This window comes from Adlercreutzia sp. ZJ138 (assembly GCF_011038935.1).
Classification (GTDB): Bacteria; Actinomycetota; Coriobacteriia; order Coriobacteriales; family Eggerthellaceae; genus ZJ141.
The window spans coordinates 1-25,906 of record NZ_JAAKEA010000018.1 but is presented as its reverse complement, the minus strand read 5'-3'; the positions used below and the strand labels follow the sequence as shown (position 1 = coordinate 25,906).

The following is a 25,906-nucleotide window of genomic DNA, read 5'->3' as shown; positions in this document are numbered from 1 at the left end:
TTTTGGGAAAGGGGTTGGTGAGTATGACGTTGCACGGCAAGCGAGACGAAGAGAATCCGAAGAGTAGTGAGAATGCGCGCGATGACGCATCGCACCTCGACGATGCCACGCGGGGGGCGGATGTCACCACAGAACCTACGGCTCTCACAAAGCGGCCGGCACACGCTATGGCGCGAACTGTCCGTGCGCATACAGTGGGTACGCTTGCGGCCGAGCTGCTGAGGGCGTTTCCTGCTGCCGACGCAGAGGAATGGGACCGCACAGGGCTTGTGGTGGGTGAGTCTGCGCTGCCTGTCTCGCGTGTGGCGGTGGCGCTTGACCCAACAGTCGATGCCATTCGCGAAGCGTCGGTCAGTGGTGCGAACGTGCTCGTCACGCATCATCCGCCGTTTCTTTCCGCACCTGACTCGTTTGCTCCCGAGCGCTCGGTGGCGGCAAGCCCTGGTGCTGGTGTGTGGGCGGCTATTCAAAACCAGGTTGCGCTTATGTGTTTCCATACCGCGCTCGACGTAAGCCCGCGTGCTGTGCGCGTGCTGCCCGGCATGCTCGGCTTGGCGTTTTCAGGCCGCGTTGTCGAGCCGTCGCGTTCGTCGCGAGTGCGGGGTTATGGCCAGCTGTGTGACGTTCCCTTGGTAGACGACGCTCCCGAAACGCTTGGCCGCTTGGCTTCGCGCTGCGTTGCGGTGTTCGGCCGGCCACCTCGCGTGTGGGGCGATCTTTCCTCCCCAGTGCGCACTGCGGTAACAACAACAGGTTCGGCGGGCACGGTGGGTCGTGCGGCGCGGGCGGCAGGGGCTGACTGCCTTATCTGCGGTGAGATAAAATATCACGAGGCGCTCGACTTATCGGGTGCGGGCTTGAGTATCATTGAGCTCGGCCACGATGTGAGCGAACTTCCGCTTACGGCGGTGCTCGCTGATGCGGTGGCGAACGCGGGCGTTCCCGAACGTGACATCATTATGATCGACCAGTCGCACAACTGGACGACCCCTGAAGCTGTTCGCGTGTAAGCTCGCCTGTATTCGCCTTCGTTTGTCGTATAGTTGACCAAACCACCGCGTCGAAAGGAATGCCTCCATGCGCGTAGCCACTGACGATTTGGCGAAGCTGCTGATTCTTCAGCAGGTTGATCTTGGCGGGCTTGCCGCCCAAAAGCAGCTCGACGAGCTTCCCCAGCGGGCGATCATTGCCGACTGCCGGAAGAAAAAACAGGTGCTTAACGCGAAACTAGACAAGCTCGCGGAACTTGCGAGCGCATCCGAGGATGAGATATCGCGTATCGGCGAAGAAGACGCCAAGCTTGCGCAGAAGCAACAGCGCCTGCAACAGGAAATCGATGCCGTGAAAGGGGATTTCCGCAGTGTCGGCGCGCGTACGAAGGAGCTCAACGGCGCGGCGAAGCGCCGAGCTACGCTTGATGAGAAGCTCACGCAGGCGTATGCCGAACTTGAGAAGATAGACGCCGTGATAACACAAGCGCGCGAGATGATGCAGGATGTTGTCGCGAAGGAAGAGGCTGCAACAGCTGAGTTCGTGAAAAAAGGGAGCGCACTGAAGGAGAAATGCGCGAAAGCTCGGGCCGAGCGTGCTGCTATCGTCACTCAGCTTCCTGCTGAACTAGTGTGCGAATACGAGAAGGTTGCTGCGCGGTCGGGAGGCGTTGCGGTTGGTCGCCTGAATGGCAGCTCGTGTGGTGTGTGCCGCAACTCCATCGATGCAGGCCGCTTGGTTGCCATGAAGGCTGAGGGTAATGTGGCGGCATGCCCGCATTGCAAACGATTGCTTGTCTTATAGCTTTCGCTATTGGTGTCAGTAGCAAGCGACCGGGCTTTGTTGATGACAGGTTTTTCGGTACTTCTGGGGAAGGATCAGGGCAGCAAGAAGCGCCCAAGTATTTGAAATCATCCAATGTGGTGACGTCAAATGCTTGGGCGCTTTGCAACCTTAAAGATAAGGCGCTGCCTCATGGCAGCGGGCCAGGCGTGTTGCGATTTACGCGCGCTCCACCTTGCCGGCCTTCATGCAGCTGGTGCACACGTTGGCCTTGCGAACGTGACCCTTTTCGTCCCTGATCGTGACCTTCTGCACGTTCGGACGGAACACGCGGTTGGACACGCGGTGCGAGTGGCTGATGCTGCGCCCAGCAGCGGGGGCCTTGCCGCAAACTTCACAAACCTTCGACATCGTTCTCACTCCATCTACGTTCATACGCACGGCTACGCAAGCCGTTAGTGACACAAAGCCTTTGCACTATAGCACGTCTGGCAAACGAAGTGCAAGATTTTTTCGTGGAGGATACCTTCTCTTCGCGTAGAAATATGCGAAACGAAGCGGATACTACGGCGGTGCGGTATACTTTCCGCAAGTTTTCCGTTGCGCGCCTTCGTGCGCCTGCATCGCGAAAGGATTGCAATGACTCAAACAATTGCCGGCGATCTCCATATCGCCAATGACGTTCTTGCTGACATGGTGGGCAACGCCGCACTGGAATGCTACGGCGTGGTGGGTATGTCCGCTCCGTCCGCAGCTGACGGTATCGCGAAGCTTTTGCCTGCTTCCCGTTTGCGCCGTGGCGTGACGGTGGCTTCCACCGACGCAGGTGTGCACGTTGATCTGTACGTAATCATCGAATATGGCACGAACATCGCGACAGTTTCTCAGAATCTTGTCGAGCAGGTTTCGTTCGCGTTGAACGAGTACGCTCGCGTTCCTATCGACGGCATCGACGTTCACGTACAGGGCGTCAAGGTGCGTAAGTAAACGTTTTTCGAGTGCATCCAAGCGCGCTGCCCTGCATGGGCGGCGCGCTTGGATGCGACCCAATACCAAGGAGAATCGACCGACATGCCAGACATCTATACTGCGAACGAGGTTCTTAACTCCATCGCGGCCGCAAGCAAGGTGCTTTCCGAACGCAAGGACGAAATAAACCGGCTGAACGTGTTTCCCGTGCCCGACGGCGATACGGGTACTAACATGTCGCTCACGTTGGAAAGTGTTGTAGCCAACCTGTCGAAGCTGCCCATTGGCGCGAGTAATGCTGAAGTTCGCCGCGCTATTACCACCGGCGCGCTCATGGGTGCGCGTGGTAATTCCGGCGTTATCACCTCGCAGATTTTGCGCGGGTTGTGCGAAGGAGCCGCCAACGCAACTGAGCTGAGTACCGAAACCGTTGACGAGGCGTTTTCTCAGGCGGTTGAGGTGGCGTTCCAGGCGGTTCGCAAGCCCGTTGAGGGCACTATCCTTACGGTGCTGCGCGATGCAGCTGCAGCAGCTAAGCGCGCTCGCAAGAAGAAGATGTCCACACCTGAAGCGCTCGACTATCTGGTCGCTGAAGCGTACGCGTCGGTGCAGCGCACGCCCGATCTTCTTCCCGTGTTGAAGGAGAACGGCGTGGTTGATGCCGGCGGTTTTGGTTTGGCTATCCTTATCGATGGCTTTGTTGCGGCGATTACCGGCAAGGAAGGTCCACTTTCTGACGAGCTGGCGCTTGCGCGTGCTGGCGTGGCTCCCAAGGTCGAGATCGAGCAGATCAACGACTGGGAGGGTAGTGCGTATCGCTATTGCAACGAGTTTTTGGTTGATTCCGACACGCTCGATAAAGACGAAGCGCTTGAGTTTTTGGCAACCATGGGCGATTGTGAGCTGTGTGTGGGCGACAACCCCAAGTTCAAGGTGCACGTTCATTCCAACACGCCGGACAAGGTGCTCGCGTACTTCTTAGAGCGCGGTCAGATTTCCGAGGTGTTCATTCATAACATGCAGCTGCAAAGTGCCGAGCGTGCGGACAAGCTTGCCGCCGAGCAGGCCGACGAGCCTTCGAAACCCTTTGGGTTTGTGGCGGTTGCCGCCGGCGAGGGCAACGCGCGCATTCTGAAGAGCTTAGGTGTGGACGTTGTGGTGTCGGGCGGGCAGACTATGAATCCGTCAACGAAGGATCTGCTTGATGCGGTGTCGAAGGTAAACGCCGACGCTGTCATTATCATGCCGAACAATTCCAATATTGTTATGGCTGCTCAGAGCGCGTGCGGCCTGTCCAAGGTTCCCTGCGCGGTGGTTCCTACGAAGAGTGTCCCGCAGTCGTTCGCCGCGCTGTTCGGCTTCGATGAAACTGCGACGCTTGAGGAAAACGTTGCTGCTATGACGCAGTCTTACGCCGAGGTGAGAACTGGCGAGGTGACTACCGCCATCAAGGACTCGAAGGACGCTCACGACAACCCCATCAAAAACGGCGACGTTATCGGTATCGCTGACGGTTCTATTGAAGCTGTGGGTGCATCTATCGAGGACGTTGTGATGGATTTGCTGAGTTCGATGGAGGCCGATGACGCCGACACGCTAACGCTGCTGGCTGGTGCCGATTATTCCGATGACGCACTTGACGCGCTGATTGAGCGCATTGAGGGCGTTTACGACGATATCGAGATCGATTCCCACCGCGGCGAGCAGCCGTTGTATCCGATCATCTTCTCGGTCGAGTAAACGCGTGCAGCGGGGTTGCCGGGCTCGGTGAACAGATCGTTTGATGCGGGCGGGGCTGCAATCCCGCCCGATCGCTTGGCGGCCACAATCACACTCGATGAACCAGTAACGCGTGTTCGGCTGGTGAGTCCCACCCGCGCTCACGCGCTAGAAAAACTGGGTATATACACGATTCGCCACTTGGTTACGCATTTCCCTCGGCGCTATGTTGATCTGTCTTCGAAAGAAACCATCGCTTCAGCGGTTGTTGGACAGCAGTGCACTATCGAGGGCCAGGTGCATGCTATCAAGCTGAAGCGTCCGAAGCCGCGTCTGCAACTTGTTGAGATCACTGTTGTCGACGGTACGGGTACGCTTATAGTTACGGCATTTCGCCAACCATGGCTCATGGATCAGGTGTCAGCGGGTGATCGCATCGCCATAGCAGGCGAGCTCGAATTTGGCTATGGCTTCAAGCGAATGACGAACCCATACCTTGAAGTGCTTGCTGGTTCCGATCAGGCTCAAGGCAAGATCATTCCCGTGCATCCTGCATGTGAGAAGGTGTCTGCGGCGTGGATGCGGCGCCTTGTTGGCAACGCGCTCGCCGCGACGGCAGGTGCGTACGATCCGCTGCCGCTCGATCTTCGGGTGCGCTATCGGCTCATGGGCAGACAAGCAGCGCTGCGGTCGATCCACTTCCCTCATACGATGGACGAGGTCGCTCAAGCGCGTCGGCGGCTCGTCTACGAAGAGCTGCTGTTGCTGGAGATTATGCTCATGTCGCAGGAGCGCGAGCGTGAACAGGGACGTACGGCCACATCGCATGTTGTTGACGGGGCGCACGTGGCGCGTCTTGCCGATGCGTTGCCGTTTCAGCTTACCGATGAGCAGCGCCAAGCGAAAGACGACATTCTCTCGCGCATGGCCGCTCCTCGTGCGGCAAGTCATATGCTGTTAGGTGATGTGGGTACGGGTAAAACCGTAGTGGCTGCCTTCGCTTTAGCCGCCGTTGCCGACACGGGAACACAAGCCATGCTCATGGCACCCACCGAAGTGCTTGCCCGTCAGCATGCCGCAAGTTTGGCGCCACTGTTTGATGCGGCGGGTGTCACGTGGGAGCTCTTGTGTGGTTCGACGTCAGCAGCCGAGCGTGCTGCCGTGCTGCAGCGTTTCGCGGCTGGTACCGTCGACGTGCTGGTGGGCACGCACGCGCTGCTCGAAGAAGACGTTGTGCCGAAGTCGCTCAGCCTGGTGGTCATCGATGAGCAGCAGCGCTTCGGCGTCGACCAACGACGGACGCTGCTGGAAAAAGGTGAGCTTCCCGACGCGCTGTACTTAACGGCAACACCCATTCCGCGTTCACTGGCGCTGGCGTTGTACGGCAACTTAACGCTTTCCTACATCAGAAATCGTCCGCACACTTCAGCGGTGCGCACTACGAGCGTGCATAAAAAAGCAGACCGAGGGCGCGCTTACGACGCCGCGCGCGAGGCACTGTCCCGCGGTGAGCAGGTGTTTGTGGTGTGTCCACTCATCGGGCAAGATGCGTCTACACGTGATGAGAAGGCGTCTCGCGCACCCGCTCGCACCATCGACGAGGAAGCCTACGAGTACGCCTCTATCAGCATCGAAGATGACGCCGACTTCGACGGCGACAACGTGTCGGCTGCCGTACAAGAGGCGTCGTACTTAAGTTCGACGGTGTTTGTCGACTACGAGGTGGCGCTGTTGCACGGGCGCATGCCAGCAGCCGAGAAACAGCAGGTTATGGAAGGCTTTTCCCAAGGTCGCATTCAGGTGCTTGTGGCAACCACGGTTATCGAAGTGGGTGTGGATATACCCAACGCCACGGTGATGATTGTTGAAGATGCCGATCGTTTCGGTCTAGCACAACTGCATCAGCTGCGGGGACGCGTGGGTCGCGGGAGCTTGCCTGCTCAGGTGCACTTGATTTCGGCATCGAAAAGCGAAGCGGCGTTGCAGCGGCTTTCGGCCATGGAGCGCACCGATGACGGGTTCGAGCTGGCGGCTTTCGACTTGTCGCTGCGTCGAGAAGGTGACATTCTAGGCAATCGTCAGCACGGCGCATCGGGACTGAAGTTGGTGAATGTCGTTCGTGACGGCAAGGTTATTGAAGCGGCCCATGCTGACGCTGCGGCTATTCTGGAGGCGGATCCGACGCTGGAGTTGCCCGAGAACCGGGTGCTCGCTCGCGAGGCACGTATGGCGTTTTCGGGCGGTGTAACGGTGCAAGGAGGTTGATTGATGCGCATCATTGCAGGTGAGTTCAGGGGGTTCCCGCTGCGCGCACCCAAAGGTGAGGGCACGCGCCCAACCATTGATCGTGTGCGGGAATCGATGATGAGCTCAGTCAACAGTACACTGGGCGGCTTTGAGGGTGAGGTCGTGCTCGACGCGTTTGCTGGCTCGGGTGCGCTGGGGCTCGAGGCGGTGTCTCGCGGCGCGCAGACGGCGTACTTCTACGACAACTCGCTCGAGGCAGTGCGAGTTGTAACGGCTAACGCCGAGAAGCTGGGGCTTGACGCCCGCCGGGTGCGCATCGTGCGGGGTGATGTGATGAAGAACCCTCCCAAGTACGCGCACCCGCCGTTTTCCCTGATCTTGCTCGATCCGCCCTATGTGTTTGAGCCTCGTGAGGTTTTGCAGATGGTGTCGGGCTTGCGTGAGCGCGGCGTTGCAACTGCTGGGGCGCTTGTGGTATACGAGCATGCAGCGGCGAGTGCTGCTGCTGTCGACGAAGCGCTTGCTGTGTTGGGGATGCAACGCGCGCAGCGCAAGAAGTATGGTGCTACCATGGTTGACATGATACGGTTTGATGGAGAGACACAAGAATGAAGCGAGCTTTAGTTCCCGGAACGTTTGACCCGATAACCAACGGGCATCTGGATGTCATAACGCGCGCAGCGCAGCTGATGGACGAAGTGGTGGTAGGTGTGGCAGCTTCCAAGCGGAAAGGGCCGCTGTTTACGCTTGCCGAGCGCGCCGAGCTTGTGCGCTGCTCGACCGCACACCTTCCCAACGTGCGAGTTGTACCCTTTGAGGGCATGCTCGCCGATGTGGCCCGCGAGCTTGAGGTTGATGTGGTGGTGAAGGGTTTGCGCGCTGTTACCGACTTCGAATATGAGTTTCAGATGGCGGCACTCAACTATCAGATGGATAGTTCACTAGAAACGATGTTCATCATGTCGCCGCCGGAGTACATGTACCTTTCGTCATCCATCGTGCGTGAGATCGCCAGCCTACACGGAGAATTTGCTCAGTTCGTACCCACCTGCGTACACGAAGCGCTCATCGCTCGCTTCGCCGATATGCACTAAGGGGTGCTTCGGCGAAGCGAGCATCTATCTTACAAAGCCCGATAACCTACGCATCGATAATCCTTCGACGTGAGCTGAGTGAACCGAGGTGAGTTTTGCGAGGAAACTTTCGCTTAGCTTTCACACCTTAGGTTCGTCTGACGCTGCTGTATCCACGCGCAACAGAGGTTCTGGCATTGTTGGCAAAGGGCCGCACGCTACGTGTTGTTCAGGAAGAACTGGTCATATCACTCGTGGTGCTGCAGCTGTCTAAACCGCCTCAAGCTGCTCGCTTACCTGATTGAATAGCTCTGAAGACCAAAGAGTCAGAGAAGACCTGTCGGACAAGAACGGCTCGACATCGTGAGCGGCTGCCTTGTAGTCGATGATGTCGAAGCGGGCAGCCAGCAGTTGACGCAGGCGTTCTACGGTAAGCGTTTTTCGAGAATCCCAATGACCTGTCTGCACAAGGCGTTCCTGGAGGTGCGGTAGGTTCACTTTTGTGTTGCGAGCGAGATAGAACAAGTAGTCATAGAGATCGCGGCCTTTGACGCGGTTCTTCCAACCACGACATAGGACCGCGTGAATTTTGCCGGCGAATAGAGAGGGTCTATCGTATAAGTTCACCTCATAGGGCGCAGGCAGTAATTGATAGCGCCGCTCAAAGGTCGCGAGTGCTGGTGGGTTTACGTCAACTTCGAACTTGATCTTTATCTTTTCATCTCGTGGTACCCCTGTTGAAAAACTCTCCTGGGGGAAGAGTAGAAGCAGATGTTCACGCGTGTTTCCCTTGAGAAATGCCGACTGTATGTCGGAACATACCGTCTTTTCGCGCTTTTCTATCTTCATATTCAGGCCATAGGAGCGTAGCTCCGTTTCGAGTACGGGGAAGAAATCCGTGAGATCAAATTCCTCGTTTGGGGTCATGAGAGAGAAGTCCATGTCTTCGGAAAAGCGGTCGAGGCCGTAGAAGATGCGTAGCGCCGTGCCTCCGTAGAAGGCTGCATGATCAAAGAATCCGGCTCTCGACAAGCCGCAAAGCACAAGTTCTTGTACGATCTCTTTAGCTGCATGCTTCTGCTCCATCAGAGAGCGTGTGTTGTAGGCTTGCAACATCGATTCAAGGGTGGAGTTCATGACGGGTCTTCCTTTTCAAGTACTTAGCTAGCTTGCAAATGGTCGTGCTGCGGTATTGTTTGGCGAGATAAGCTATGCCCTGGGTGTCCAAGCTATGAACCATCGAGGGCTCGAGACGAAGGTCGTCGAAGAGGAGTGTTTCGAGCTCACGGTAGTTGGCAACAGGGGGGCACAACCAAAGCGTATCACACAAGGCTTTTTCGGGGGTCGCAATGCGATAGGCATATCTGCCCTCCACGACTGTGTCAATTCCCCACGGAAAAGCGCTCGAGGGTACATCGCGGAAGGTGAAGGTACCAAATGGCGTGTTGTAGCACTTGGCCTTGCCTTTTTCGAACGTGGCACTTGTCACAACGCGGGCGGCCTCGGGAATCATGCTGTGGCGGGTAAGTGCGTATTCGAAAGAAACGTAAGACGGACCGTAAATGCTTGCTGCTAGGTATTCAGGTGGTGTTGAGGCATCAGTTTCGTAAAGCCCCTTCACGATGCGCGTGAGTTCGCCATCCCGTACCATGCGGGCTATTTTGTTCTTCGGCGCTCCGTAAGAGGAGAGTTCTTCTTGGAGCATCTTCGTTGTTTTTAGCATATTTTCACCTCTAAGTTGCATTATACGCAACTTTCTGGAGAAAATCGCTATTGTCTTCTGTTGATCAGCTGGGCAAGTCTGCAAGACTACGTTAAGATTGCGGCCAGTTTGCGAGGAATTCACGAGCTGAACATAAATTTTGCCTGCTTTTCGGAGATCGTGTTATCATGTCGGATTGAATATGCGCGCTTTGCGGCTTTGCCATGACTTGGAAGATGCGCACTGCATACCGGACGGAAGGAAGACGATGGACGAAACAGGAGTGTTGGGGCTGCTTGAAGAGCTCTCCATTCTGCTCGAGGACTCGAAGCCGGTGTTCGGCAAGAACAACTTGCGCCAAGTCGATATTGCTGCCGCATTCGAGATCATGGATGAAATCCGCGACACGTTCCCCAGCGAATTCGCGCAGTCGCGCCAAATTGTCCGCGAGCGTCAGAGCTTGCTTGATGACGCCGAGGCCGAAGCGAACCGTCTCATTGAAGATGCTCAGAGCCAGGCGATGACCATCGCCAGCGAGCAGGAGATCGTGCGCATCTCGCAGCAACAGGCCGACCAGGTGCTGGCCGATGCCCGCGAACTCGAGCGTCAGACACGTGCTGGCGCTGAAGATTACGCCGATGAGGTGTTTGGGCACGTGGAGCAGAGTCTCGATACGTTGCTCAACAACGTTCGCCGTTGTCGCGACCGCTTGAACGCGAACTCCCTTGTGGGGCGCTAATGGCCGCGTGGGGAAACGTTGTTATACAGGTTCCCTCTGAGCTCTTCGCCCTTGCGGAGAGCTCTCATTTTGAGGGAGAGTGGCCTGTTGACGTCATCGAAGCGGGTCCGGATTCCTACCGCTTTGACAAACCAGTGGCGTGGAGTATCGACCTAACGAACACCGGTGATGCCCTGCTGGCAACCGGTTCGGTGCGAGGTGTTGCCACCACCAGCTGCGCACGCTGTCTTGATCCGGTGGTAATCGAGCTTGATGGCGAAATTGAAGGCTACTTCGTCATTGGCGATGGTGAAGCTCCCGCCGACATGGATGACGATGAGTTCGATCACCTGCCGGAAGACGGCAAGATTGACGCCGTACCGCTTATCGAAGCGGCGCTGCTGATGGATATGCCGCTTTTGCCCCTGTGCTCTGAAGACTGCGCGGGCCTGTGCAGCACGTGCGGGGCGAACCTCAACGAGGGCCCCTGCGAATGTGATGCCGACGACATGGATCCCTTGCATCCTTTCGCCGCACTGAAGGGGTTAACGTTCGAGTAAGCCTCTCAGCCCGTACACAAGGCGACTTGTGTTAACGTGCGTATTGGTGACACGTGACATTGGGGTCAGTATGCCACATACTGTCACATACTGACCCCAATGTCACGATCGTCCCCGTTCAGTGCTGTTAGGGGTGCTTGTGGCCGGCATTTTCTTCGGTACGGTGCGTTATTTCGCTACTCTCTTCCGCCTCGGCGCATACCTCGCGCAATACATCGAGAAACACCTGGGCCTGGCGAGTGGGTAAGGTTTTGCGCCAGATGAGGCCCTGGGTTGACGTCAATGCGGGTGACAGCGGCACGAAGGCGAAGTCGGTTAGCTCATTGGTTTCAAACAGATCTTGGTAGGTAAAAGCGCTTCCCACGCCTTCGCGCACGAGAAACTTGACGTTGTGTGGCAGGTTGTAGACAGCGCGGATGTCCATACGATCGGCCAGCTCTCCCAGCCATTGTCCCAGTGCGGTTTTCGCGCCCTGGCGCGAGCTAATAAGCGGTTGACCCACCAGATCATTCGGAGTGACGTAGGGAAGGCGTGCAAGCGGGTTGTCGCGTCGTGTGAGAATTCCCCACACGTCCTTATGAGGAAGCACCATGACGTTCATGTCAACGTGGCTTCTGATCTCGCATTCTTGGAAGAAGTCGTAGAAGCCGCGCACGAAGTTGTCCATGAGGTCAGACGAGTTACCGCTGTAAATCTCGAATTGAATGCCCGGATAAGTGGCCTGTACACGCCGCATTGCCTCGGCGAGTACTTCTACGGCACGCGTCTCGCCAACGGCGATGTGTACTTTGCCTGCGATGGAGCGGGCAGGAAGTGCGATTTCCTCTTCGGCTTTGTCGGCAAGGGCCAGAATTGATTCAGCGTAACGGCGTAGGATGACACCTTGTTCGGTAAGCTCGATACCCCCGTGACTGCGCTGGTAGAGCGCGTGTCCCAACTCGTCTTCCAAAGCGGCCAGCTGACGCGATAACGTGGGCTGGGTGACATGGAGCGATTTGGCAGCTGCTGTGATGGAGCCCTCCTGCACGACAGCAATGAAATAGCGAAGCGTTCTTAACTCCATAGTTTCCCCTCGTTTCCCCTCTGTTTTTGGCGGTTCGGCCAAGTTGTGTTTGGCCGGATTGCTTCCTCAGCCTGTGAGAAATAAACCCACGAACTCGTTATTTCCGGCTGTCCTCTTGTTGCGTACATGCCTTTCAAGCATATGCAAGATTACATTATAGGTATTACCTATGCGCGCGTCATCCTTCGTATGATGCGGGATGTTGAGGGAGGACAGGAAGAATAGGACGAGAAAGAGGAAAAAGGAGGGTGATGTTCATGTCTCTGTTGGATAAGAGCTTGAGGCGTCGCGATTTCTTGAAGGCGAGCGCTGCCGCTGCGGCCGCTACCGCTGCCATGGGAGTCGCCGGGTGCGCGCCCGATAGTAAGGGTGCCTCGGGGGCGGGGTCAGGCGCGGCCACGCATGAGGTGGCCTCCGATACCGCCATCATCGAGGGAACAGGCGAGTGGATGCCCATTCACTGCCACCAGAACTGCAACCAGATGTGCCTGAACATGGGATATGTGGTTGACGGTGTAGTTATTCGCCAGAAGACCGACGACTCGCATGCCGACAGCTTCGACTGCCCTCAGCAGCGCAGCTGCTTGCGCGGTCATTCGCTGCGTCAGCAGGTGTACAACGCCGACCGCATCAAGTACCCCATGAAGCGCAAGAATTGGCAGCCTGGCGGCGGCGAGAACGCTCACGGCGAACTGCGCGGCAAGGACGAGTGGGAGCGTATCAGCTGGGACGAGGCGCTCACCTATGTAGTCGACGAGATGAAGCGTGTGTATGCAGAATACGGCGAGAAGGGCGTTATCTGCAACGCATGGCGTTGGGTGCCGGGCGCGGCGATGTTCCCTGTTCTCGGCGGCGCAATCTACGACTCCGAGGTTGAGTCGTTCGGCACGTGGGCTTTCCAAACCGAGGCTTTAGGTATGTATTCGTGGGGCGACCACCCCGACATTATGATGGCACCCGACAAGTATGACCTGCCGAATGCCGATACCATCGTGCTGTACGGATGCAATCCTGCATGGTGCCACCATTCCTCTATGTATTGGCTGCACAACGCCAAGAAGGCTGGCACGCAGTTCGTGTACGTGGGGCCGAACTACAACGAGTCGGCTTCGTCGCTGGATGCTCGCTGGATTCGGGTGCGTCCTGGTACCGACACGGCATTTTTGCTGGCGGTTATCTACGAGATGATTCGCCTCGACGAAGAGCGCGGCGACATTATCGACTGGGACTTCGTGAACGAGCGCACGGTAGGATTCACGCCTGAGACGATGCCGGCCGACGCGAAACTCGACGAAAACTTCCGCGACTATGTGCTGGGTGCCTACGACGATACGCCGAAGACCCCCGAATGGGCTACCGAAATTTGCGGCACGCCAGTAGAAGACATCACCTGGTATGCAGAAATGGCTGGCAAGAACAATGCTGTTACGTTCCTGCACAGCTATGCATCTTCGCGTTATCTGGGTGCCGAGAATTTGCCCCAGGCGTTTATGACTGTGTCGGCACTGGGTGGCCACTACGGCAAATCGGGCCACGGCTCAGCGGCCATTTACACGTGGGATGCGGGCGATTCGGGTTACCGTCTCATTCAGCACGCTGGCGGCGACTACGGCTACATTGATAACCTGGTAGGTTCGCCTGCGGTGACTGGTCCCGGCAAGAATATCGAAGGCCCCGCTTGGTGGCGCTGCATGCTGGACGGCAAGTATATCACCACGTCAGATGGCCCCTTCGACTTGGGTTCTTCTGATGCGGTGAACGATCCGACGAAGCTGCGCGCTAACACGCCCACCTATCACGAAGCGCAGGAGATGGAAGTCAATCCGCGTCTGCTGATTGCCACCAACTCGAACTTCATGCAAACACGCGGTGACCTGCCCACAGCCATTAAGGTAATGCGTCAGGCCGACACGTGCGTGTCCTTCGAGATCAAAATGTCGCTTACGGCTCAGTTCGCCGACATCCTTCTGCCGGTTATCACCCATTGGGAAGGCAACGACGATGAGTCGTGGGGTGAGCTTGCGTGGCCGAGCCCCTTTGGCGACGGCAACGGCCAGAAGCAGCGCAAGGACGCGCTTTTGGCGTGGAAGCCGCTCATCAAGCCGCTGTACGAGGCTCGAGACGAGAAGCAGGTGTTCCGCGAGATTATCGAACGCATGGGCGCGAACCCCGACGATGCTTATCCGAAGAGTAACTACGACCAGTGGCTTGGCTATTTCTTGGGTATGCGCGAGCTGGCACCCGACTTGTCGAAGTGGGAGCCGGTCATTACCTGGACCGATGCGGACAACGAGAAGTACCATGCGGATTTCCCGACCCAGGAAGGCAAAGTGGCCTTCGACGACTTCATGGCGCAAGGTTGCTATGTGTGCACGCGCTCCGAAGACGACAAGCGCAACTATGTGGGGTATCGCGACGACAAGCTGGGTATTGGGAAAGACGGTGAGTCGGTGGTCGTAGCCGATACGGCCTGGCCGCGTCCGTCGGTTTCCGGCAAGCTGGAAATCTATTGCCAGTTCAAGGCCGACAATGTGAACCGCACGGGTTTGAACCCCGAACCCATCAAGCCTTATGCGAACTACTTCGTGCCGCGGCGTGGCTATCAAGAAACGTTCGCGAATTGGGAAACCAAGGAGAAGGGTAAGTTCCCCTTGCAGGCGTTCACCCCGCATTACCTGCGTCGTGCACATACATGCTACGACAACATGGTCTGGACGCAGGAGGCCTTCCGCAACCCGGTGTTCATGAACGCCGACGATGCTGCCGAGCGCGGTATTAAGGCTGGCGACACCGTTATGTGCTACAACGACTTCGGCCGTATGCTGCGCATTGCTCAGCCCATGCAGTCGATGATGCCGGGCACGGTTGGTATCCCACACGGACCGCATTCGGTGTTCGATGAAAGCGACCCCGACAACATCATCGACCGCGGCGGCAGCGAGCAGATGCTTTCTGACCATCAGCTGTCCAATTACTTCCCGCACTTGAACGGCTACAACAGCCTGCTTATTGAGATCGAGAAATACGACGGCGAGCCGCTTGTAGAAGACTTCGAGCGTGGGCCGTTCTTGGCTACGGGTGTAGATGATGCCGGTTTGGCCGCGTATGTGGTGCCGACCGAGACGAAGGAGGCGTAAATCATGAGCCTGGGATTTTATGTTGACCTGGCCAGCTGCATCGGTTGCCGTACCTGCCAGGTTGCTTGCAAGGATCGTCGCGACATTCAGGTGGCGGGTCCGCGCCTGCGCCGCGTGGACAGCTTCGAGTGCGGAACGTATCCGGATGTAACGATGTTCCATTTAAACATCTCGTGCAATCACTGCGAAAGCCCGGCGTGCGTGGCAAATTGTCCGACCGGTGCTATGTATAAGGACGAAGACGGTACTGTTCAGCATGACGATGAGGCCTGTATCGGGTGTCAGACCTGCGTGAACAGCTGCCCGTATGGTGCACCGCAGTTCATCGAGGAAGATGAAATCGTGCAGAAGTGCGATACCTGCCGCGCCTTGCGTGAAGCCGGCTTTGATCCGGTATGTGTGGCAAGCTGCCCCATGCGCGCCATCGAGTTTGGCGCAATGGACGACTTGCGCGCTGCTCATCCAGATGCCGTGAGCGAACTGCCGTGCACGGAGCCTGCCGCCACTACGACTCCGAACATTCTGTGGGAGCCCACCCGCGGCGCCCAGATGGACGACTTCGCGGCCGTCACGCTGTAAGCAATATCGGGCGGCCTTCGGGTCGCCCGTTTTTCAAAGGAGGGGAACTATGACCAGCTCTGCAATTGAGAATGTAACCGATTCCGCATCCGGCCTTGCAATCCTGTGCCGCGAGTCTATCGACCTGGAAGCGTTGCTACTCTCGCGTGCTTATTTGTATACGCTGTTCCACAAGCTGTTGGGCGGTACGCCGGATGCGGCCATGCTGACGGTGCTGCTCTCGGCTGACACGGCCGATGCGGTGGAGGAATTCACTGGTGATAATATTTCCATGCAGGGCCTCGGTCGTTTTCTATGCGACCTGCGCGAATGTGTGGACGCGCAAGTGCTGCTTGATGCGGCACGGGACGAGTACACCCGCCTGTTTATCGGTCCGGAAGCGTTGCCTTGTCAGCCCATTGAGTCGCCTTATCTTACCCATGAGTTGGCTGACTTCCAGGAAAACACCGTTGTCGTGCGTCGTATCTTTCGCGATCATGGTTTTGAGTTGGCGCGTCTCATGCGTATTCCCGATGATCACATTGCTACCATGTGTGACTTCATGGCGCGCTTGTCTGAAAGCTCGCTGGATAGTTTACGCGAAGGCAGTTTGGAAAAACTTGCGGAATCGTTGCGCGACCAGGAGACATTTGTGCGCGGACATATGCTTACCTGGGTGAATGACTTTGCTGTGTGTGCTCGCCGCTCTAAGACGTCGGTGCTTTATCCGCAGATGATCGAGGCGTTGGCAGCATTTGCCACCAACGACGCCACATTGCTCTCGGAAGCGGCGCTGTGGGCCGAAAACGCCGCGGCCACCCATGGCTTTGAGGTGGCTATTCCCCTTGGCGCCTCCGCCGATAGTCCCGAGGCTGCTGCGTTTGCTGAGCTTAAGGCAACATGGGACTGCTTGCGCAAGGTGCACCCCTATGGGATCGAAGATCACGAGCTGGTGATTGTTTAAGCCGTGAAAACGGCTTCACCGACAGTGATGCTGCCGTCGAGGCTGTGGCGAAAGCGGCTCAGCGTGCCTAGCGCCTCTTTATCCAATTGGCTGAAGAGTGTAAACAAGAAGCACGTGGTGCTTCCGTTGTTTATATAATTTGGAAAAAGATATAAATAACAACCTCGCTGAGTGTTTCTTGTTTATACTCAATAGCCCTGAAGGATAAAGAAGGAGGAGCCATGGAATACAAAGAACTTGCAACGCTGTATCACATGGACTCTTCTGCCGAACGCGAGTCTAATGTGCGGATTCGTTTGCTAGAGCGGCGCGAATCGTCTTCAACGTTCGAATTGAATTATCAGACAAACTGCGGCGATCTGTTTATTGCTGTTCCTCGCGAACTTTCAACGCTCACGGAATCCATTCTACTAAAAGAGCGTGAAGTGAGTAGGCTCATGTCGATGATTCCTGGCATCGCAGGCGATGAAGTTTTGCGCGGGCTTGTTTTCGATGAGGTCATCAACAGTAACGCCATCGAGAACATTCACAGCACACGTCGCCAGATAGAGGAAGCTCTGCGAGCGGCGCCAAAGAAGGAGGCGAAAGAGAAGCGCTTCCGCGAGTTTGCCCACCTTTATCTCGATATGACCTTCCAGACCCCCGAGATTCCCAAGACGCCTGCTGATATCCGATCCATCTATGATCGTGTTATGAGTGGGGAGCCGCTTGACGATACACCTGACGGTGAACTATTCCGGGCTGGGGAAGTCTATGTCTCCGATGGATTAAGGGCTGTTCATGCGGGACTTCACCCTGAAAAGCTTATCAAAGAGGCAATGAAAGCGATGCTTTCTATTACATCTCGGGTCGACATGCCCTCTCTTTACGGAGCTTTAGCTGCGCATTATATTTTCGAATATGCGCATCCGTTTTACGATGGCAATGGGCGTACGGGTCGATACCTGCTGTCGCTGTTCTTAGGTGAATCGCTCTCGAAGCCTACTGCATTGTCCCTCTCGCGTGTTTTGGCAGAAAACAAGGCGACGTACTACCGCGCTTTCAAAACTGTCGAAGATCCCTTAAATGGGGGAGAGCTGACTTTTTTCGTGTATGCGATGATGGAGCTTATCGTGCAGGCGCAAAATGATCTTATAGTGCGTCTGAAGGAAGGATGCGTTCGGTATGAGCAAATTAGAGAAGCGTGTGAGCGCTTGGAGGGTGAGGATAGGTTCAGCTCCAAGGAAATGGCTCTGATATTCGGCCTTGCGCAGCAGGCCGCATTTGGTATGTTTAACGATGCTTCGGTTGAGCGAATGGCAAACTTGTTGGACGTTAAATCGCAGCAATCGCGCAAATATCTGGGACGGCTTGCGGATCGGGGCATTGTCGAGAAGACAAGAGGCCGCAATCCCGTTATGTTTGCCCTGACGGATGATTTCAAGCAGAAAGAATTCCCTTTTCTTATGAGCGACGGCGGAGCCACAGGGGAATAGCTTGGAAAGACGAGGACGAAAGTCGCTCACGCAAGACTTAAATGCGTGCTGCTTGGTTCCAAGACTTAATTTATGGAATGGTGTTTAACAAAGCTGTGGTCAAGGCCGTGAAGACCTCTTAGAGACAGGCCGCTTGCTTCCAGGGTTTGATTCGACGAAGCTGATCGCCTATTTTGTTGCGTGCGACTTCTAGGTCGTATTCTTCCTGTGCACGTAGCCAATAACCGTCGGATAGGCCAAAGAACTTGCACAAGCGAAGGTCGGTGTCTGCGGTAATGGCGCGCCGTCCTAAGACAATTTGGCCGATGCGTTGTGCTGGTACGCCAATTTCCTTAGCGAGTCGATATTGCGAGATGCCCATTGGTTTCAAAAATTCTTCAGAGAGCAACTCGCCGGGCGTAACGGGGTTGAGTTTCTCGTTCATGTCTGACTCCTAATGATAGTCAACAATCTCGACTTCTGCCGGTCCTGTATTGGTCCAGCGAAAACATACGCGATACTGGTCGTTGATACGAATACTCCAAAAGCCGTTTCTGTCGCCGCCAAGCTTTTCCAGGTGATTGCCGGGAGGAATGCGAAGATCCTGCAAGCAGTCAGCAATTTGTAGTTGGCGAAGCTTTCGTTGGGCAATTCGCTCAAAGGAGATGAATTGCTTTACGCGTTGTCCCGATGCGAGTTGTTCGGTCTCTTTGCTGGCAAACGAAACAATCATGATATTAACCTTTCACGTTAATAACGTCAAGCGTGCTTAACTTTCCTCTTGCATAATACGGTGCAAGGGGGTAGGTAGATAATGCTAACGCTCTTTCAATGGACTACACTGCGATGTGTCGCGTAGTGTTGCGTGCGCCTGTTCCGTACTGCATGTCGCTGCGCTGTTATCCGCAAGTTTAGCGAACTCTTATTCCGAGAAATGCAGGATTGTCCACGAAAGAAACCGCGAAAGACACATTCAGGTATAGTTAGGCATGATTAGACATGCCCTAGCAAAGAAAACCTCGCCTTCTGCAACTTTTTCTACAAAATGCGCGATTGAGCAAAGTTAGCCGTGGCTTCGGGAACTTTTTTTACGAAATGTACGATGTGGTGGAGTCGATAAAGCTCGCCGAATCTTCTGGAAACACAGTAGTAGCTTCTGACCAGGTAAAACGTAAGAGCAGTCTCAAGAAGAGAAGAGTAATGCTCGTCTCCTTACTCATTTTTAGCGCTTCAAATCGTGCATTTCGTAAAAAAAGTTCCCGAAGCCACAGCTAACTTTGAAAAACCTCGCATTTCGCGATTTTTCTGCCAGCTTCATCTGCGTACACCTGCATACGCTGTCTGTCATGGCTGACCCGTGAGTAGAAGCGTAAGGTATTAGATACTGGTATTAGATACTGCAAATCTGTGCGTCTTAATGATTGAATGTCGCAATAACTTGTGATAATATTATGCCACAAAGAATCGGCCGATTCTTCAATAAAGGAGAAGGGGTTTCCTGTGCTGGGCCGATGTTGTGTGGTTTTGTGACCGAGTACATGCTCACGCTTGGCCAGATTATGCCCCGATGTTTTCTAGGAGGAGAGAAATGTCGGGAACGAAAAGCCCGCAAGGCGGGTTCACCCGTAGAAGTTTTCTCAAAACGACCGCAGCGGTAGCGGGTGCGACAGCTCTCGCTGGCGGTACGGGTCTGACTGCACTGGCTGTCGATTTTAATTCTGGTGAACCTGAGAGTCCGTCGGAGTCTATCTTCAACATTTCATGCAGGAACCCTTGCTTCCAGGCATGTATGCTCAAAGCGCATGTGCGTGATGGGAAGGCGCGCAAAATTAGTCCGGCAGCGTATCCCGAAGAGATCTATACGGGGTGTTGCCTGAAGGGCATCTCCCTTGCAGAAAGAACTTATAGCGCCACTCGCGTAAAATATCCTATGCGTCGCGTTGAAGGCACTGCTCGTGGTGAGGGCAAATGGGAACGCATCAGCTGGGATGAGGCTATAGCCGACATAAAAGAGAAGGTCGGTGCCATTCGAGAAGAATACGGTCCAAACGCTTTTATTCTCGACACCTCTGGTGGCAGTAACTCCCAGGTTGCTGGATCATCCATGGCGACACTTTTTGGTAATGCACTGAGTGCAACCTTTTTAAGCACCTGCTACGACCAGGCTTTTGGCTATGGTACCGACCGAGTGGTAGGTGGTGGGAGTTTCGAACAGGCCAGCGAGACGAAGGGCGCTCTCGATTCAAAGACCATCATTGTGTGGGGGTCAAATCCCGTTGTTGCTATGCCGCAGGACTTTCGCATTCTTCGCAGGGCGCAAGAGGGCGGCTCTAGGATGATCGTAATCGATCCGGTGTATTCGAACACTGCTCGTTTCGCTGATGAATTCATTCCGATTCGGCCAGGCTCTGACCTTGCCCTTGCGCTTGCTATGACCAATTACGTCATTTCCGAAGAACTGTATGACCTGGAATTCGTAAAGAAGCGGAGTTCGGCGGCATTCCTTATTCGCAAAGAAGACGGCAAGCAACTCAGATACTCCCATCTTTCCGGTGGAGGCGAGGATGACGGCGAGAAGGAATACATGCTCGACCTTAACACCGGCCTTATGATAGAAGTCAAGAAGAGCGCCGAAGAAGATCCGTATTTCGTTATCGATGCGGCCACGGGCGAAAAGGCTTCGTATCTCGAATGCGATAATCCTGTACTTGAAGGCGAGTTCAACGTAGATGGGCATGAATGCACCACCGTGTTCTCTGCTTTGAAGAAGCATGTTGCGGAGTACTCACTGGAGTGGGCAAGCGAGAAGACCACAATTCCTGTGGAGAAGATTAAAGAACTTGCTCATGTGTTCATTGAGGAAGGTCCCATCTGGCTCTACATTCAGTTCGCCATCGATCATTATCAGAACGCTCATCTGTTTGGTCAGGCTGTTGGCCAGCTAATGGCCCTTACGGGTAATTTGGGTCAAAAGGGTGCAAGTATCGGAGGTCTATTCCTGTTTGCCGGCAGTGTACCCGTAAATGCAGGTACGATTGCTGTCAAAAACGGAGGTTCCGCTAACATGACGGTTCCATTCTGTGCCTTGCCCGATCTTGTGAGGGATCAGTCATTAAATGGCAAGCCATTCCCCGCAAAGGCGATGATGACCTTCGCGAGCAACTCTTTGAGCAACTATGCCGAGCAGAACCGTTACCTGACGGACGTCGTGGGAGGTCTCGAGTACCACGTGGTTGTTGATTCCGAACTTACTGATACGGCACGTTATTCCGACCTTGTCCTTCCGGTTACCTGCCCGCTTGAGACGTACGACTTGCGTGTGAACATGTCTAACCCCTTCCTCGTATTAAATGAACAGGCGATCGATCCTGTATATGAGGCAAAGCCAGATACCGAAATCATGGCACTCGTTGCTGCTGCACTTGGAGAAGGTGATTCCTTCCCGATGAGGGACAACGAGGAGTGGACCAAGATGTGGATGGATAGCGATGCTCTCCGCGACATGGGCATAACTTATGATCGCCTCAAGGAAGAGAAGGCCATCCGTGTGATTGCTACCGAGGATGAACCTTACGTCAATGGCGTAGAGAAGTTCAAGACCGTATCGGGTCGTGCCGAGCTGTATTGCGAGGAGCCAAAACCTCGTCTTGACTACGGGCAAGATTGGAAGAACAACGCGGAAAAGGAGCACTTCGCGTATTGGCGCGCACCGAACGAAGCTTGGTATGAGAATGAATTGGCGAGCAAGTATCCGCTGGTGCTCTTGCAGGATCATGCGCGCTATCGTGTTCATAGCCAGTATGCCGAAATAGAAACCTTCCGCGACCTTGAGCCGGAGCTGCGCGTTCGTTTGAATGCCGAAGATGCTGAAGCAAGGGGAATCGTTGATGGTGACACGGTAGAGGTGTTTAACGATCGTGGACATGTTGTCTGCAAGGCTTTCATCAGTAAGGCGTTGCCTAAGGGTGTATCTGCGATGCCTAAGGGATGGCAGCGTCACCAGTGTATCGAAGGTGGCTATCAGGAGCTTACAAACATTTCTGTCGACCCTATGGCTGTCAACTTTGCATCTTTCGATCTTCTCGTCGACATTAGGAAATGGGGGTAGGAAACATGCGTTACGGATTGGCTATAGACACCAAGCGGTGCATAGGATGCCACACGTGTGCCGTGCAATGTCGAAACGAGAATAATGTTCCAAAGAAGGTGTGGTGGAATCGGGTTATCACTGTTGGGGCTGGAGAGTATTTAGACGAGCCTGACGGCGAGTTTCCCAATTGCACGATGACATATTACACCGTGTCGTGTCAGCATTGCGACAACCCCGCCTGCGTGAAGGTGTGTCCTGTTGGTGCTACCTACAAAGACCCAGAGACCGGTATCGTGCGCCAGGACTACGACAAGTGCATCGGCTGTCGCATGTGTATGGCTGCCTGTCCTTACACCGGTGTTCGCTCTTTTAACTGGGAGGAGCCCCAGTATCTGGTTGACTTCTCATTTGGCGATGAAGATGTCCCTGTGCATCAGAAGCATGTGGTCGAGAAGTGTACGATGTGCTATCACCGCATCGCTCGCGGTCAAGAACCCGCTTGCATTGCGGCTTGCCCAGCGCGAGCCAGGTGCTTTGGCGATCTAGATGATCCTGATTCCGAGATCTCCAAACAGATTGCCTCGCGTAGCTACGAGCACTTGCTCGAAGATCGCGGTACGCAGCCCAGCGTTTACTACCTCGTCTAGCGGGAAAGGAGAATAGAAATGACTGAACACATCACTCCCGCTCAAGGTGGGAAAAGTCTCAACATCGCCATCATTATTTCGGCAGTTTTAACAATCGCCGGCATCGCTCTTTGGGTTATGCAGCTTTCTGGAGGCATGATTCAAACCGGCATGCGCAACTTTGACTCTTGGGGTCTCTACATCACAATGTTCATGTTCTTCGTTGGTTTGTCCGCCGGAGGTCTGATCATCAGTTCCATCCCCCGAGCATTCGGCATGGAGGGCTTTGGCGGTATCTCCAAGGTGGCTGTTTGGACATCCATTTGCGCCACCGTGTGCGCCATTGCTTTTGTCGTGGTGGATATGGGTCAGCCGTTCCGTGTCTGGGAGCTCTTTGCCTTTTCCAACCTGAGTTCTCCGCTCATGTGGGATATCATAGTGCTCACGACCTATCTTGTTCTGTCTTGTGTCTATTTGTGGGCTACGCTTCGTGCTGAGGTGGGCAAGGTGAGTCAGCTAGCACTTCGCGTGATCAGCGTCATCGCGCTTGTCTGCGCTGTCATGGTTCACACTGTGACTGCGTGGATCTTCGGCCTACAACAATCGCATGAGTTTTGGTACACCGCGCTGCTCGGTCCGTGGTTTGTGAGTTCCGCTCTCGTTTGTGGCACCGCTCTCGTGATTATCGTGGTTGTTGCACTTCGTAAGGCGGGCTATCTTGAGCTCGGCCAGAGGTATTTGGTGAAGCTTGCCAAGTTACTCGGTGCCTTCTGCATGGTTGACCTCTACTTCTTTGGCTGCGACCTGCTGACTGCTGGTTTCCCAGCCGCTTCTGGCGCAGAAGTTGTCGAGATGCTCGTTGTCGGTCAGCTTGCGCCTTTCTTCTGGGTTGAGATAATCGGCACCATTGTGACCGCTGCCATCTGCTTCATCCCGAAGCTTCGCAGTAACGGCTTACTGGTGGGGGCATCTGTCCTGGCTATTATTGCCATCTTCTGCAAGCGTGCGCAGCTGCTTGTCGGTGGATTCCAGATCGCCAACCTTCCCTATCCGGGTCCTGTGACTGAGTACACTCTCACGAATTGGGAAAATGGCATCGTGGGTGCCTATGAGGGCATGGTCTACTGGCCTACGATGCTTGAGTTTGGTGTGGCCATCGGCGTTATCGCTCTCGGTGCGTTCCTACTGCTACTCGGATTGAAGAAGCTTCCGCTGAAGCCTGTGGAGGGTTTGCGCTAAGTATTCTTCTCTTGCACTCGACCGGTTCTCCCTTCCGGGCTGGTCGAGTGCTCATCATTAGGCCGCCGCTTTCCTGGTGGCGGCCTCGCTCGAAGATCCGATTCGTCGATTCTCGCTCGCGTGTTTCTGTGGCAAATCAGGCCTTCGAACGTGGGGCAATCGTTCAGGAGATGATCTGATGCTAAAGAAGGTATTGATCACGTTGGCGATGTTCGCCTTGGCGGGTGCACTGGTTATCGGCGTGGGTTTCGTCCTTGAGCCGAAGAGCGCTGTGAACCCGATAAGTCCGAATTCGCCTTGCCCGGTGGCGGGTTGTGCGAGTGGTGAATGCCATGGTTTTGATGCTGTGCCCGAACCTGATGGAATCCATGAAATGACCTGCCCCGAAGCGGGTTGCGCCGATTCGGATTGTCATGCTTGGGATACGCTACAGGGTCGCTATAAGCAAGCCTCCGACTCGTCTTTGAATATATGGATTCTTGCGCCGACGGCGCTCGTGGTGGGGCTTATCGTGTTGATTGGCGTTCTCTCGCGCCCACGCAAGGTTAATACCAAAGACACCGTTTCTGCGTATGGGAATGATGTTCCGAAGGGAGATGGCAAGTGATGGATCTGAGGAAGGTTTTGGCTGTGGACGCGGTCGTGCTCGTTGTCTATGTGCTTGTTGCAAACCCCGTTGTTACTGGTGTTCCCGTTCACGAGTGGGTAGGCCTTGGTGCCCTTTTGTTCGTGATCGTTCATGCTGCGATGCATGTTGATTATTTGCTTGACACGTTCTTTCATTCCGCTCATCGCCGGGGGGTGAAGCTTGTGAAAACTATCCTAGATATCGTACTCGTTCTGGTGTTTATGACGTGTTGCGTATCGGGTCTCATGGTGTCGGGCACGGTGCTTTCCTCCCTCGGTCTTTATGCCGATGGGTATTACTTCTGGGATCTGTTGCATGCGGCATCGGCGAAACTGTTGCTCGCGCTGTTGCTTGTGCATGTGGCTTCCAACTGGAAGATTGTGGTTGCTGGCATGAGAAGGAGTCCTGCTGCGGGCGTTCCTGGTGAAGGTAGATGCGACTAAGTGCTATACTTTTTGTCGTTATGTATTGAATGAATGCGACTAAGGAAGGCTGAGCTTTTGTTCAGCATGCTTGCCATAGGCTACTTATTCCTCGGCGGCGTTGGGGCGGGAACGCTTGTGGTTCTGAGTTTGCTGGAATGTGTGAACGCTCACAGGCGCTTCGGCTCTCCTGTTGGTTGTATGTGCTTTGGGAAAGCTTTCATGGGGAGGACTATTGGATCCCTCCGGGTGGATAGCGGGAGTCGTTCAGGTGAGCAGCACTATTTTGCGGACACGTGCACTAATTCTGAGTCTGCTATGGCAATTGAGCGCTCTTTTAGCGCGAAGACGAGGGTAGCTCGCGCTTTCGCGCTGCCGTCGGAGTTCTTCGCTCGCGCGTGGGTAGTGTGTCTGGTCGCGTTGGCGAGCGGTGTTCTATGTCTCGCCTTTGATCTTGGCAGACCCGACAGGCTGATTGGCTTTCTGTTTTATCCGAACTTATCTATCATGACTGCTGGAGCCTATGCTCTGGCAGTGGCTTTGGCGTGTGCGGTTTCGTTTTCGGTGATCACTTCATTTGATGGTCTCTTCCCAAACGTGAAGGTCTTGTATGCACTTTCTTTTAGGCCCTTCGCGGTTTTTAGTGGGTAGCACAGGGTGTCAGCTGTGGGAAGTGTAGTTACAAGCGGGGCCAAGCGGTATCATTTAGCATGTAAGCGGAAACATACGGAGGTGCCAAAATGAACCCACAAACGAAGATGCTGGCAACGATCATTGCAAAATCATTGAACCTCGGAGATGAGTGGACTGTTGTCGACGTTGAGATGAGGGATTGCGATCCCGATCCTGATGAACTGCATGTCTACATCGAAAGGACACCGGGGTATGCCTTAAGATGTCCGAGATGTGGGGCGATGCACGGTGTGTACGATACGCGCGAGCGCACGTGGCGCCATTTGGACAT

25 protein-coding genes and 1 pseudogene are annotated in these 25,906 nt (G+C 55.0%); 20 read left to right on the top strand and 6 right to left on the bottom strand.

Features of this window, described 5'->3' with window-relative positions:
- Positions 1 to 23 precede the first annotated feature (23 nt).
- Both G7Y43_RS08060 and G7Y43_RS08055 read left to right on the top strand, forming a co-directional pair.
- Entirely contained in the window at positions 24 to 1,010 is a 987-nt protein-coding gene (locus G7Y43_RS08060; RefSeq protein ID WP_241158208.1) for a Nif3-like dinuclear metal center hexameric protein, read from the top strand.
- A gap of 67 nt (positions 1,011 to 1,077) precedes the next feature.
- A complete protein-coding gene (locus tag G7Y43_RS08055) occupies positions 1,078 to 1,794 on the top strand; it encodes a zinc ribbon domain-containing protein (RefSeq protein WP_165045854.1) in 717 nt (238 codons plus the stop codon).
- A 198-nt stretch (positions 1,795 to 1,992) separates the two neighbouring features.
- On the opposite strand, the gene rpmB is transcribed toward G7Y43_RS08055, so the two are convergent.
- Positions 1,993 to 2,184, bottom strand: coding sequence for a 50S ribosomal protein L28 (gene rpmB / locus G7Y43_RS08050; protein ID WP_165045852.1), 192 nt, complete (start codon positions 2,182 to 2,184; stop codon positions 1,993 to 1,995).
- Between the two features lie 228 nt (positions 2,185 to 2,412).
- On the opposite strand from rpmB, the gene G7Y43_RS08045 reads away from it, so the two are divergent.
- From G7Y43_RS08045 to coaD, 5 genes are all read left to right on the top strand, one after another.
- A complete protein-coding gene (locus G7Y43_RS08045) occupies positions 2,413 to 2,760 on the top strand; it encodes an Asp23/Gls24 family envelope stress response protein (RefSeq protein ID WP_165045850.1) in 348 nt (115 codons plus the stop codon).
- Positions 2,761 to 2,844: 84 nt separating this feature from the next.
- A complete protein-coding gene (locus G7Y43_RS08040; protein WP_165045848.1) occupies positions 2,845 to 4,482 on the top strand; it encodes a DAK2 domain-containing protein in 1,638 nt (545 codons plus the stop codon).
- Positions 4,483 to 4,509: 27 nt separating this feature from the next.
- On the top strand, positions 4,510 to 6,726 hold the full coding sequence (locus G7Y43_RS08035; protein ID WP_241158207.1) for an ATP-dependent DNA helicase RecG: 2,217 nt from the start codon (positions 4,510 to 4,512) through the stop codon (positions 6,724 to 6,726).
- Between the two features lie 3 nt (positions 6,727 to 6,729).
- The gene (locus G7Y43_RS08030; protein ID WP_165045846.1) at positions 6,730 to 7,320 is read left to right on the top strand and encodes an RsmD family RNA methyltransferase; all 591 of its coding nucleotides are present in this window, start codon (positions 6,730 to 6,732) and stop codon (positions 7,318 to 7,320) included.
- On the top strand, positions 7,317 to 7,802 hold the full coding sequence (gene coaD / locus G7Y43_RS08025) for a pantetheine-phosphate adenylyltransferase (protein WP_165045844.1): 486 nt from the start codon (positions 7,317 to 7,319) through the stop codon (positions 7,800 to 7,802). The genes G7Y43_RS08030 and coaD overlap by 4 nt, the downstream gene beginning before the upstream one ends.
- A gap of 249 nt (positions 7,803 to 8,051) precedes the next feature.
- Here coaD and G7Y43_RS08020 read toward each other — a convergent pair whose 3' ends face one another.
- Complete coding sequence (locus G7Y43_RS08020) at positions 8,052 to 8,918, bottom strand: nucleotidyl transferase AbiEii/AbiGii toxin family protein (protein ID WP_165045842.1); 867 nt, start codon at positions 8,916 to 8,918, stop codon at positions 8,052 to 8,054.
- Positions 8,902 to 9,504 carry a hypothetical protein gene (locus G7Y43_RS08015; protein WP_165045840.1) on the bottom strand — a complete coding sequence of 201 codons (603 nt, stop codon included), beginning with the start codon at positions 9,502 to 9,504 and terminating at the stop codon, positions 8,902 to 8,904. The genes G7Y43_RS08020 and G7Y43_RS08015 overlap by 17 nt, the downstream gene beginning before the upstream one ends.
- A gap of 247 nt (positions 9,505 to 9,751) precedes the next feature.
- Here G7Y43_RS08015 and G7Y43_RS08010 point away from each other — a divergent pair, with 247 nt between their 5' ends.
- Complete coding sequence (locus G7Y43_RS08010; protein ID WP_165045838.1) at positions 9,752 to 10,222, top strand: ATP synthase F0 subunit B; 471 nt, start codon at positions 9,752 to 9,754, stop codon at positions 10,220 to 10,222.
- Positions 10,222 to 10,761 (top strand): DUF177 domain-containing protein, encoded by a 540-nt coding sequence (locus tag G7Y43_RS08005; RefSeq protein ID WP_165045836.1) that lies wholly within the window; start codon positions 10,222 to 10,224, stop codon positions 10,759 to 10,761. Before G7Y43_RS08010 ends, G7Y43_RS08005 begins: the two co-directional genes overlap by 1 nt.
- A 127-nt stretch (positions 10,762 to 10,888) precedes the next feature.
- On the opposite strand, the gene G7Y43_RS08000 is transcribed toward G7Y43_RS08005, so the two are convergent.
- Positions 10,889 to 11,824 (bottom strand): LysR family transcriptional regulator, encoded by a 936-nt coding sequence (locus G7Y43_RS08000; RefSeq protein ID WP_165045834.1) that lies wholly within the window; start codon positions 11,822 to 11,824, stop codon positions 10,889 to 10,891.
- 257 nt (positions 11,825 to 12,081) lie between these two features.
- On the opposite strand from G7Y43_RS08000, the gene G7Y43_RS07995 reads away from it, so the two are divergent.
- From G7Y43_RS07995 to G7Y43_RS07980, 4 genes are all read left to right on the top strand, one after another.
- Positions 12,082 to 14,961 carry a molybdopterin-dependent oxidoreductase gene (locus tag G7Y43_RS07995; protein WP_165045832.1) on the top strand — a complete coding sequence of 960 codons (2,880 nt, stop codon included), beginning with the start codon at positions 12,082 to 12,084 and terminating at the stop codon, positions 14,959 to 14,961.
- A 3-nt stretch (positions 14,962 to 14,964) separates the two neighbouring features.
- Positions 14,965 to 15,540, top strand: coding sequence for a 4Fe-4S dicluster domain-containing protein (locus tag G7Y43_RS07990; RefSeq protein ID WP_165045830.1), 576 nt, complete (start codon positions 14,965 to 14,967; stop codon positions 15,538 to 15,540).
- Between the two features lie 49 nt (positions 15,541 to 15,589).
- A complete protein-coding gene (locus G7Y43_RS07985; RefSeq protein ID WP_165045828.1) occupies positions 15,590 to 16,483 on the top strand; it encodes a molecular chaperone in 894 nt (297 codons plus the stop codon).
- Between the two features lie 221 nt (positions 16,484 to 16,704).
- Positions 16,705 to 17,958, top strand: coding sequence for a Fic family protein (locus G7Y43_RS07980; RefSeq protein WP_165045826.1), 1,254 nt, complete (start codon positions 16,705 to 16,707; stop codon positions 17,956 to 17,958).
- A gap of 118 nt (positions 17,959 to 18,076) precedes the next feature.
- Here the strand turns inward: G7Y43_RS07980 and G7Y43_RS07975 are convergent, their stop codons facing one another.
- Complete coding sequence (locus G7Y43_RS07975; protein ID WP_165045825.1) at positions 18,077 to 18,382, bottom strand: HigA family addiction module antitoxin; 306 nt, start codon at positions 18,380 to 18,382, stop codon at positions 18,077 to 18,079.
- A 9-nt stretch (positions 18,383 to 18,391) separates the two neighbouring features.
- Complete coding sequence (locus tag G7Y43_RS07970) at positions 18,392 to 18,670, bottom strand: type II toxin-antitoxin system RelE/ParE family toxin (RefSeq protein WP_165045823.1); 279 nt, start codon at positions 18,668 to 18,670, stop codon at positions 18,392 to 18,394.
- An 855-nt stretch (positions 18,671 to 19,525) separates the two neighbouring features.
- On the opposite strand from G7Y43_RS07970, the gene G7Y43_RS07965 reads away from it, so the two are divergent.
- The 7 genes and pseudogenes from G7Y43_RS07965 to G7Y43_RS07935 all read left to right on the top strand — a co-directional run.
- Positions 19,526 to 22,045 (top strand): molybdopterin-dependent oxidoreductase, encoded by a 2,520-nt coding sequence (locus G7Y43_RS07965; protein WP_165045821.1) that lies wholly within the window; start codon positions 19,526 to 19,528, stop codon positions 22,043 to 22,045.
- A gap of 5 nt (positions 22,046 to 22,050) precedes the next feature.
- Positions 22,051 to 22,674: a 4Fe-4S dicluster domain-containing protein gene (locus G7Y43_RS07960; RefSeq protein WP_165045819.1), complete on the top strand. Its 624-nt coding sequence runs from the start codon at positions 22,051 to 22,053 to the stop codon at positions 22,672 to 22,674.
- Between the two features lie 18 nt (positions 22,675 to 22,692).
- On the top strand, positions 22,693 to 23,892 hold the full coding sequence (gene nrfD / locus G7Y43_RS07955) for an NrfD/PsrC family molybdoenzyme membrane anchor subunit (protein WP_165045817.1): 1,200 nt from the start codon (positions 22,693 to 22,695) through the stop codon (positions 23,890 to 23,892).
- 178 nt (positions 23,893 to 24,070) lie between these two features.
- Positions 24,071 to 24,499 (top strand): hypothetical protein, encoded by a 429-nt coding sequence (locus G7Y43_RS07950; protein WP_241158206.1) that lies wholly within the window; start codon positions 24,071 to 24,073, stop codon positions 24,497 to 24,499.
- Positions 24,499 to 24,963 (top strand): DUF4405 domain-containing protein, encoded by a 465-nt coding sequence (locus G7Y43_RS07945; protein ID WP_165045815.1) that lies wholly within the window; start codon positions 24,499 to 24,501, stop codon positions 24,961 to 24,963. Before G7Y43_RS07950 ends, G7Y43_RS07945 begins: the two co-directional genes overlap by 1 nt.
- Positions 24,964 to 24,996: 33 nt before the next feature.
- Entirely contained in the window at positions 24,997 to 25,593 is a 597-nt protein-coding gene (gene nrfD / locus G7Y43_RS10835; RefSeq protein ID WP_370514667.1) for an NrfD/PsrC family molybdoenzyme membrane anchor subunit, read from the top strand.
- An 89-nt stretch (positions 25,594 to 25,682) separates the two neighbouring features.
- A pseudogene (locus tag G7Y43_RS07935) lies at positions 25,683 to 25,906 on the top strand (hypothetical protein); the annotation flags it as partial.

Bases quoted from the DNA above. Each gene is read 5' to 3' on its own strand.
- G7Y43_RS07970 (WP_165045823.1), bottom strand. From the start codon at position 18,670: ATGATTGTTTCGTTTGCCAGCAAAGAGACCGAACAACTCGCATCGGGA.
- G7Y43_RS07945 (WP_165045815.1), top strand. From the start codon at position 24,499: ATGGATCTGAGGAAGGTTTTGGCTGTGGACGCGGTCGTGCTCGTTGTC.
- coaD (WP_165045844.1), top strand. From the start codon at position 7,317: ATGAAGCGAGCTTTAGTTCCCGGAACGTTTGACCCGATAACCAACGGG.
- G7Y43_RS07980 (WP_165045826.1), top strand. From the start codon at position 16,705: ATGGAATACAAAGAACTTGCAACGCTGTATCACATGGACTCTTCTGCC.
- G7Y43_RS07965 (WP_165045821.1), top strand. From the start codon at position 19,526: ATGTCGGGAACGAAAAGCCCGCAAGGCGGGTTCACCCGTAGAAGTTTT.
- G7Y43_RS07975 (WP_165045825.1), bottom strand. From the start codon at position 18,382: ATGAACGAGAAACTCAACCCCGTTACGCCCGGCGAGTTGCTCTCTGAA.
- G7Y43_RS07985 (WP_165045828.1), top strand. From the start codon at position 15,590: ATGACCAGCTCTGCAATTGAGAATGTAACCGATTCCGCATCCGGCCTT.
- G7Y43_RS08005 (WP_165045836.1), top strand. From the start codon at position 10,222: ATGGCCGCGTGGGGAAACGTTGTTATACAGGTTCCCTCTGAGCTCTTC.
- G7Y43_RS08060 (WP_241158208.1), top strand. From the start codon at position 24: ATGACGTTGCACGGCAAGCGAGACGAAGAGAATCCGAAGAGTAGTGAG.
- nrfD (WP_370514667.1), top strand. From the start codon at position 24,997: ATGCGACTAAGGAAGGCTGAGCTTTTGTTCAGCATGCTTGCCATAGGC.
- nrfD (WP_165045817.1), top strand. From the start codon at position 22,693: ATGACTGAACACATCACTCCCGCTCAAGGTGGGAAAAGTCTCAACATC.
- G7Y43_RS08015 (WP_165045840.1), bottom strand. From the start codon at position 9,504: ATGCTAAAAACAACGAAGATGCTCCAAGAAGAACTCTCCTCTTACGGA.
- rpmB (WP_165045852.1), bottom strand. From the start codon at position 2,184: ATGTCGAAGGTTTGTGAAGTTTGCGGCAAGGCCCCCGCTGCTGGGCGC.
- G7Y43_RS08045 (WP_165045850.1), top strand. From the start codon at position 2,413: ATGACTCAAACAATTGCCGGCGATCTCCATATCGCCAATGACGTTCTT.
- G7Y43_RS08040 (WP_165045848.1), top strand. From the start codon at position 2,845: ATGCCAGACATCTATACTGCGAACGAGGTTCTTAACTCCATCGCGGCC.
- G7Y43_RS08000 (WP_165045834.1), bottom strand. From the start codon at position 11,824: ATGGAGTTAAGAACGCTTCGCTATTTCATTGCTGTCGTGCAGGAGGGC.
- G7Y43_RS07990 (WP_165045830.1), top strand. From the start codon at position 14,965: ATGAGCCTGGGATTTTATGTTGACCTGGCCAGCTGCATCGGTTGCCGT.
- G7Y43_RS08030 (WP_165045846.1), top strand. From the start codon at position 6,730: ATGCGCATCATTGCAGGTGAGTTCAGGGGGTTCCCGCTGCGCGCACCC.
- G7Y43_RS08055 (WP_165045854.1), top strand. From the start codon at position 1,078: ATGCGCGTAGCCACTGACGATTTGGCGAAGCTGCTGATTCTTCAGCAG.
- G7Y43_RS08010 (WP_165045838.1), top strand. From the start codon at position 9,752: ATGGACGAAACAGGAGTGTTGGGGCTGCTTGAAGAGCTCTCCATTCTG.
- G7Y43_RS07950 (WP_241158206.1), top strand. From the start codon at position 24,071: ATGCTAAAGAAGGTATTGATCACGTTGGCGATGTTCGCCTTGGCGGGT.
- G7Y43_RS07995 (WP_165045832.1), top strand. From the start codon at position 12,082: ATGTCTCTGTTGGATAAGAGCTTGAGGCGTCGCGATTTCTTGAAGGCG.
- G7Y43_RS08020 (WP_165045842.1), bottom strand. From the start codon at position 8,918: ATGAACTCCACCCTTGAATCGATGTTGCAAGCCTACAACACACGCTCT.
- G7Y43_RS07960 (WP_165045819.1), top strand. From the start codon at position 22,051: ATGCGTTACGGATTGGCTATAGACACCAAGCGGTGCATAGGATGCCAC.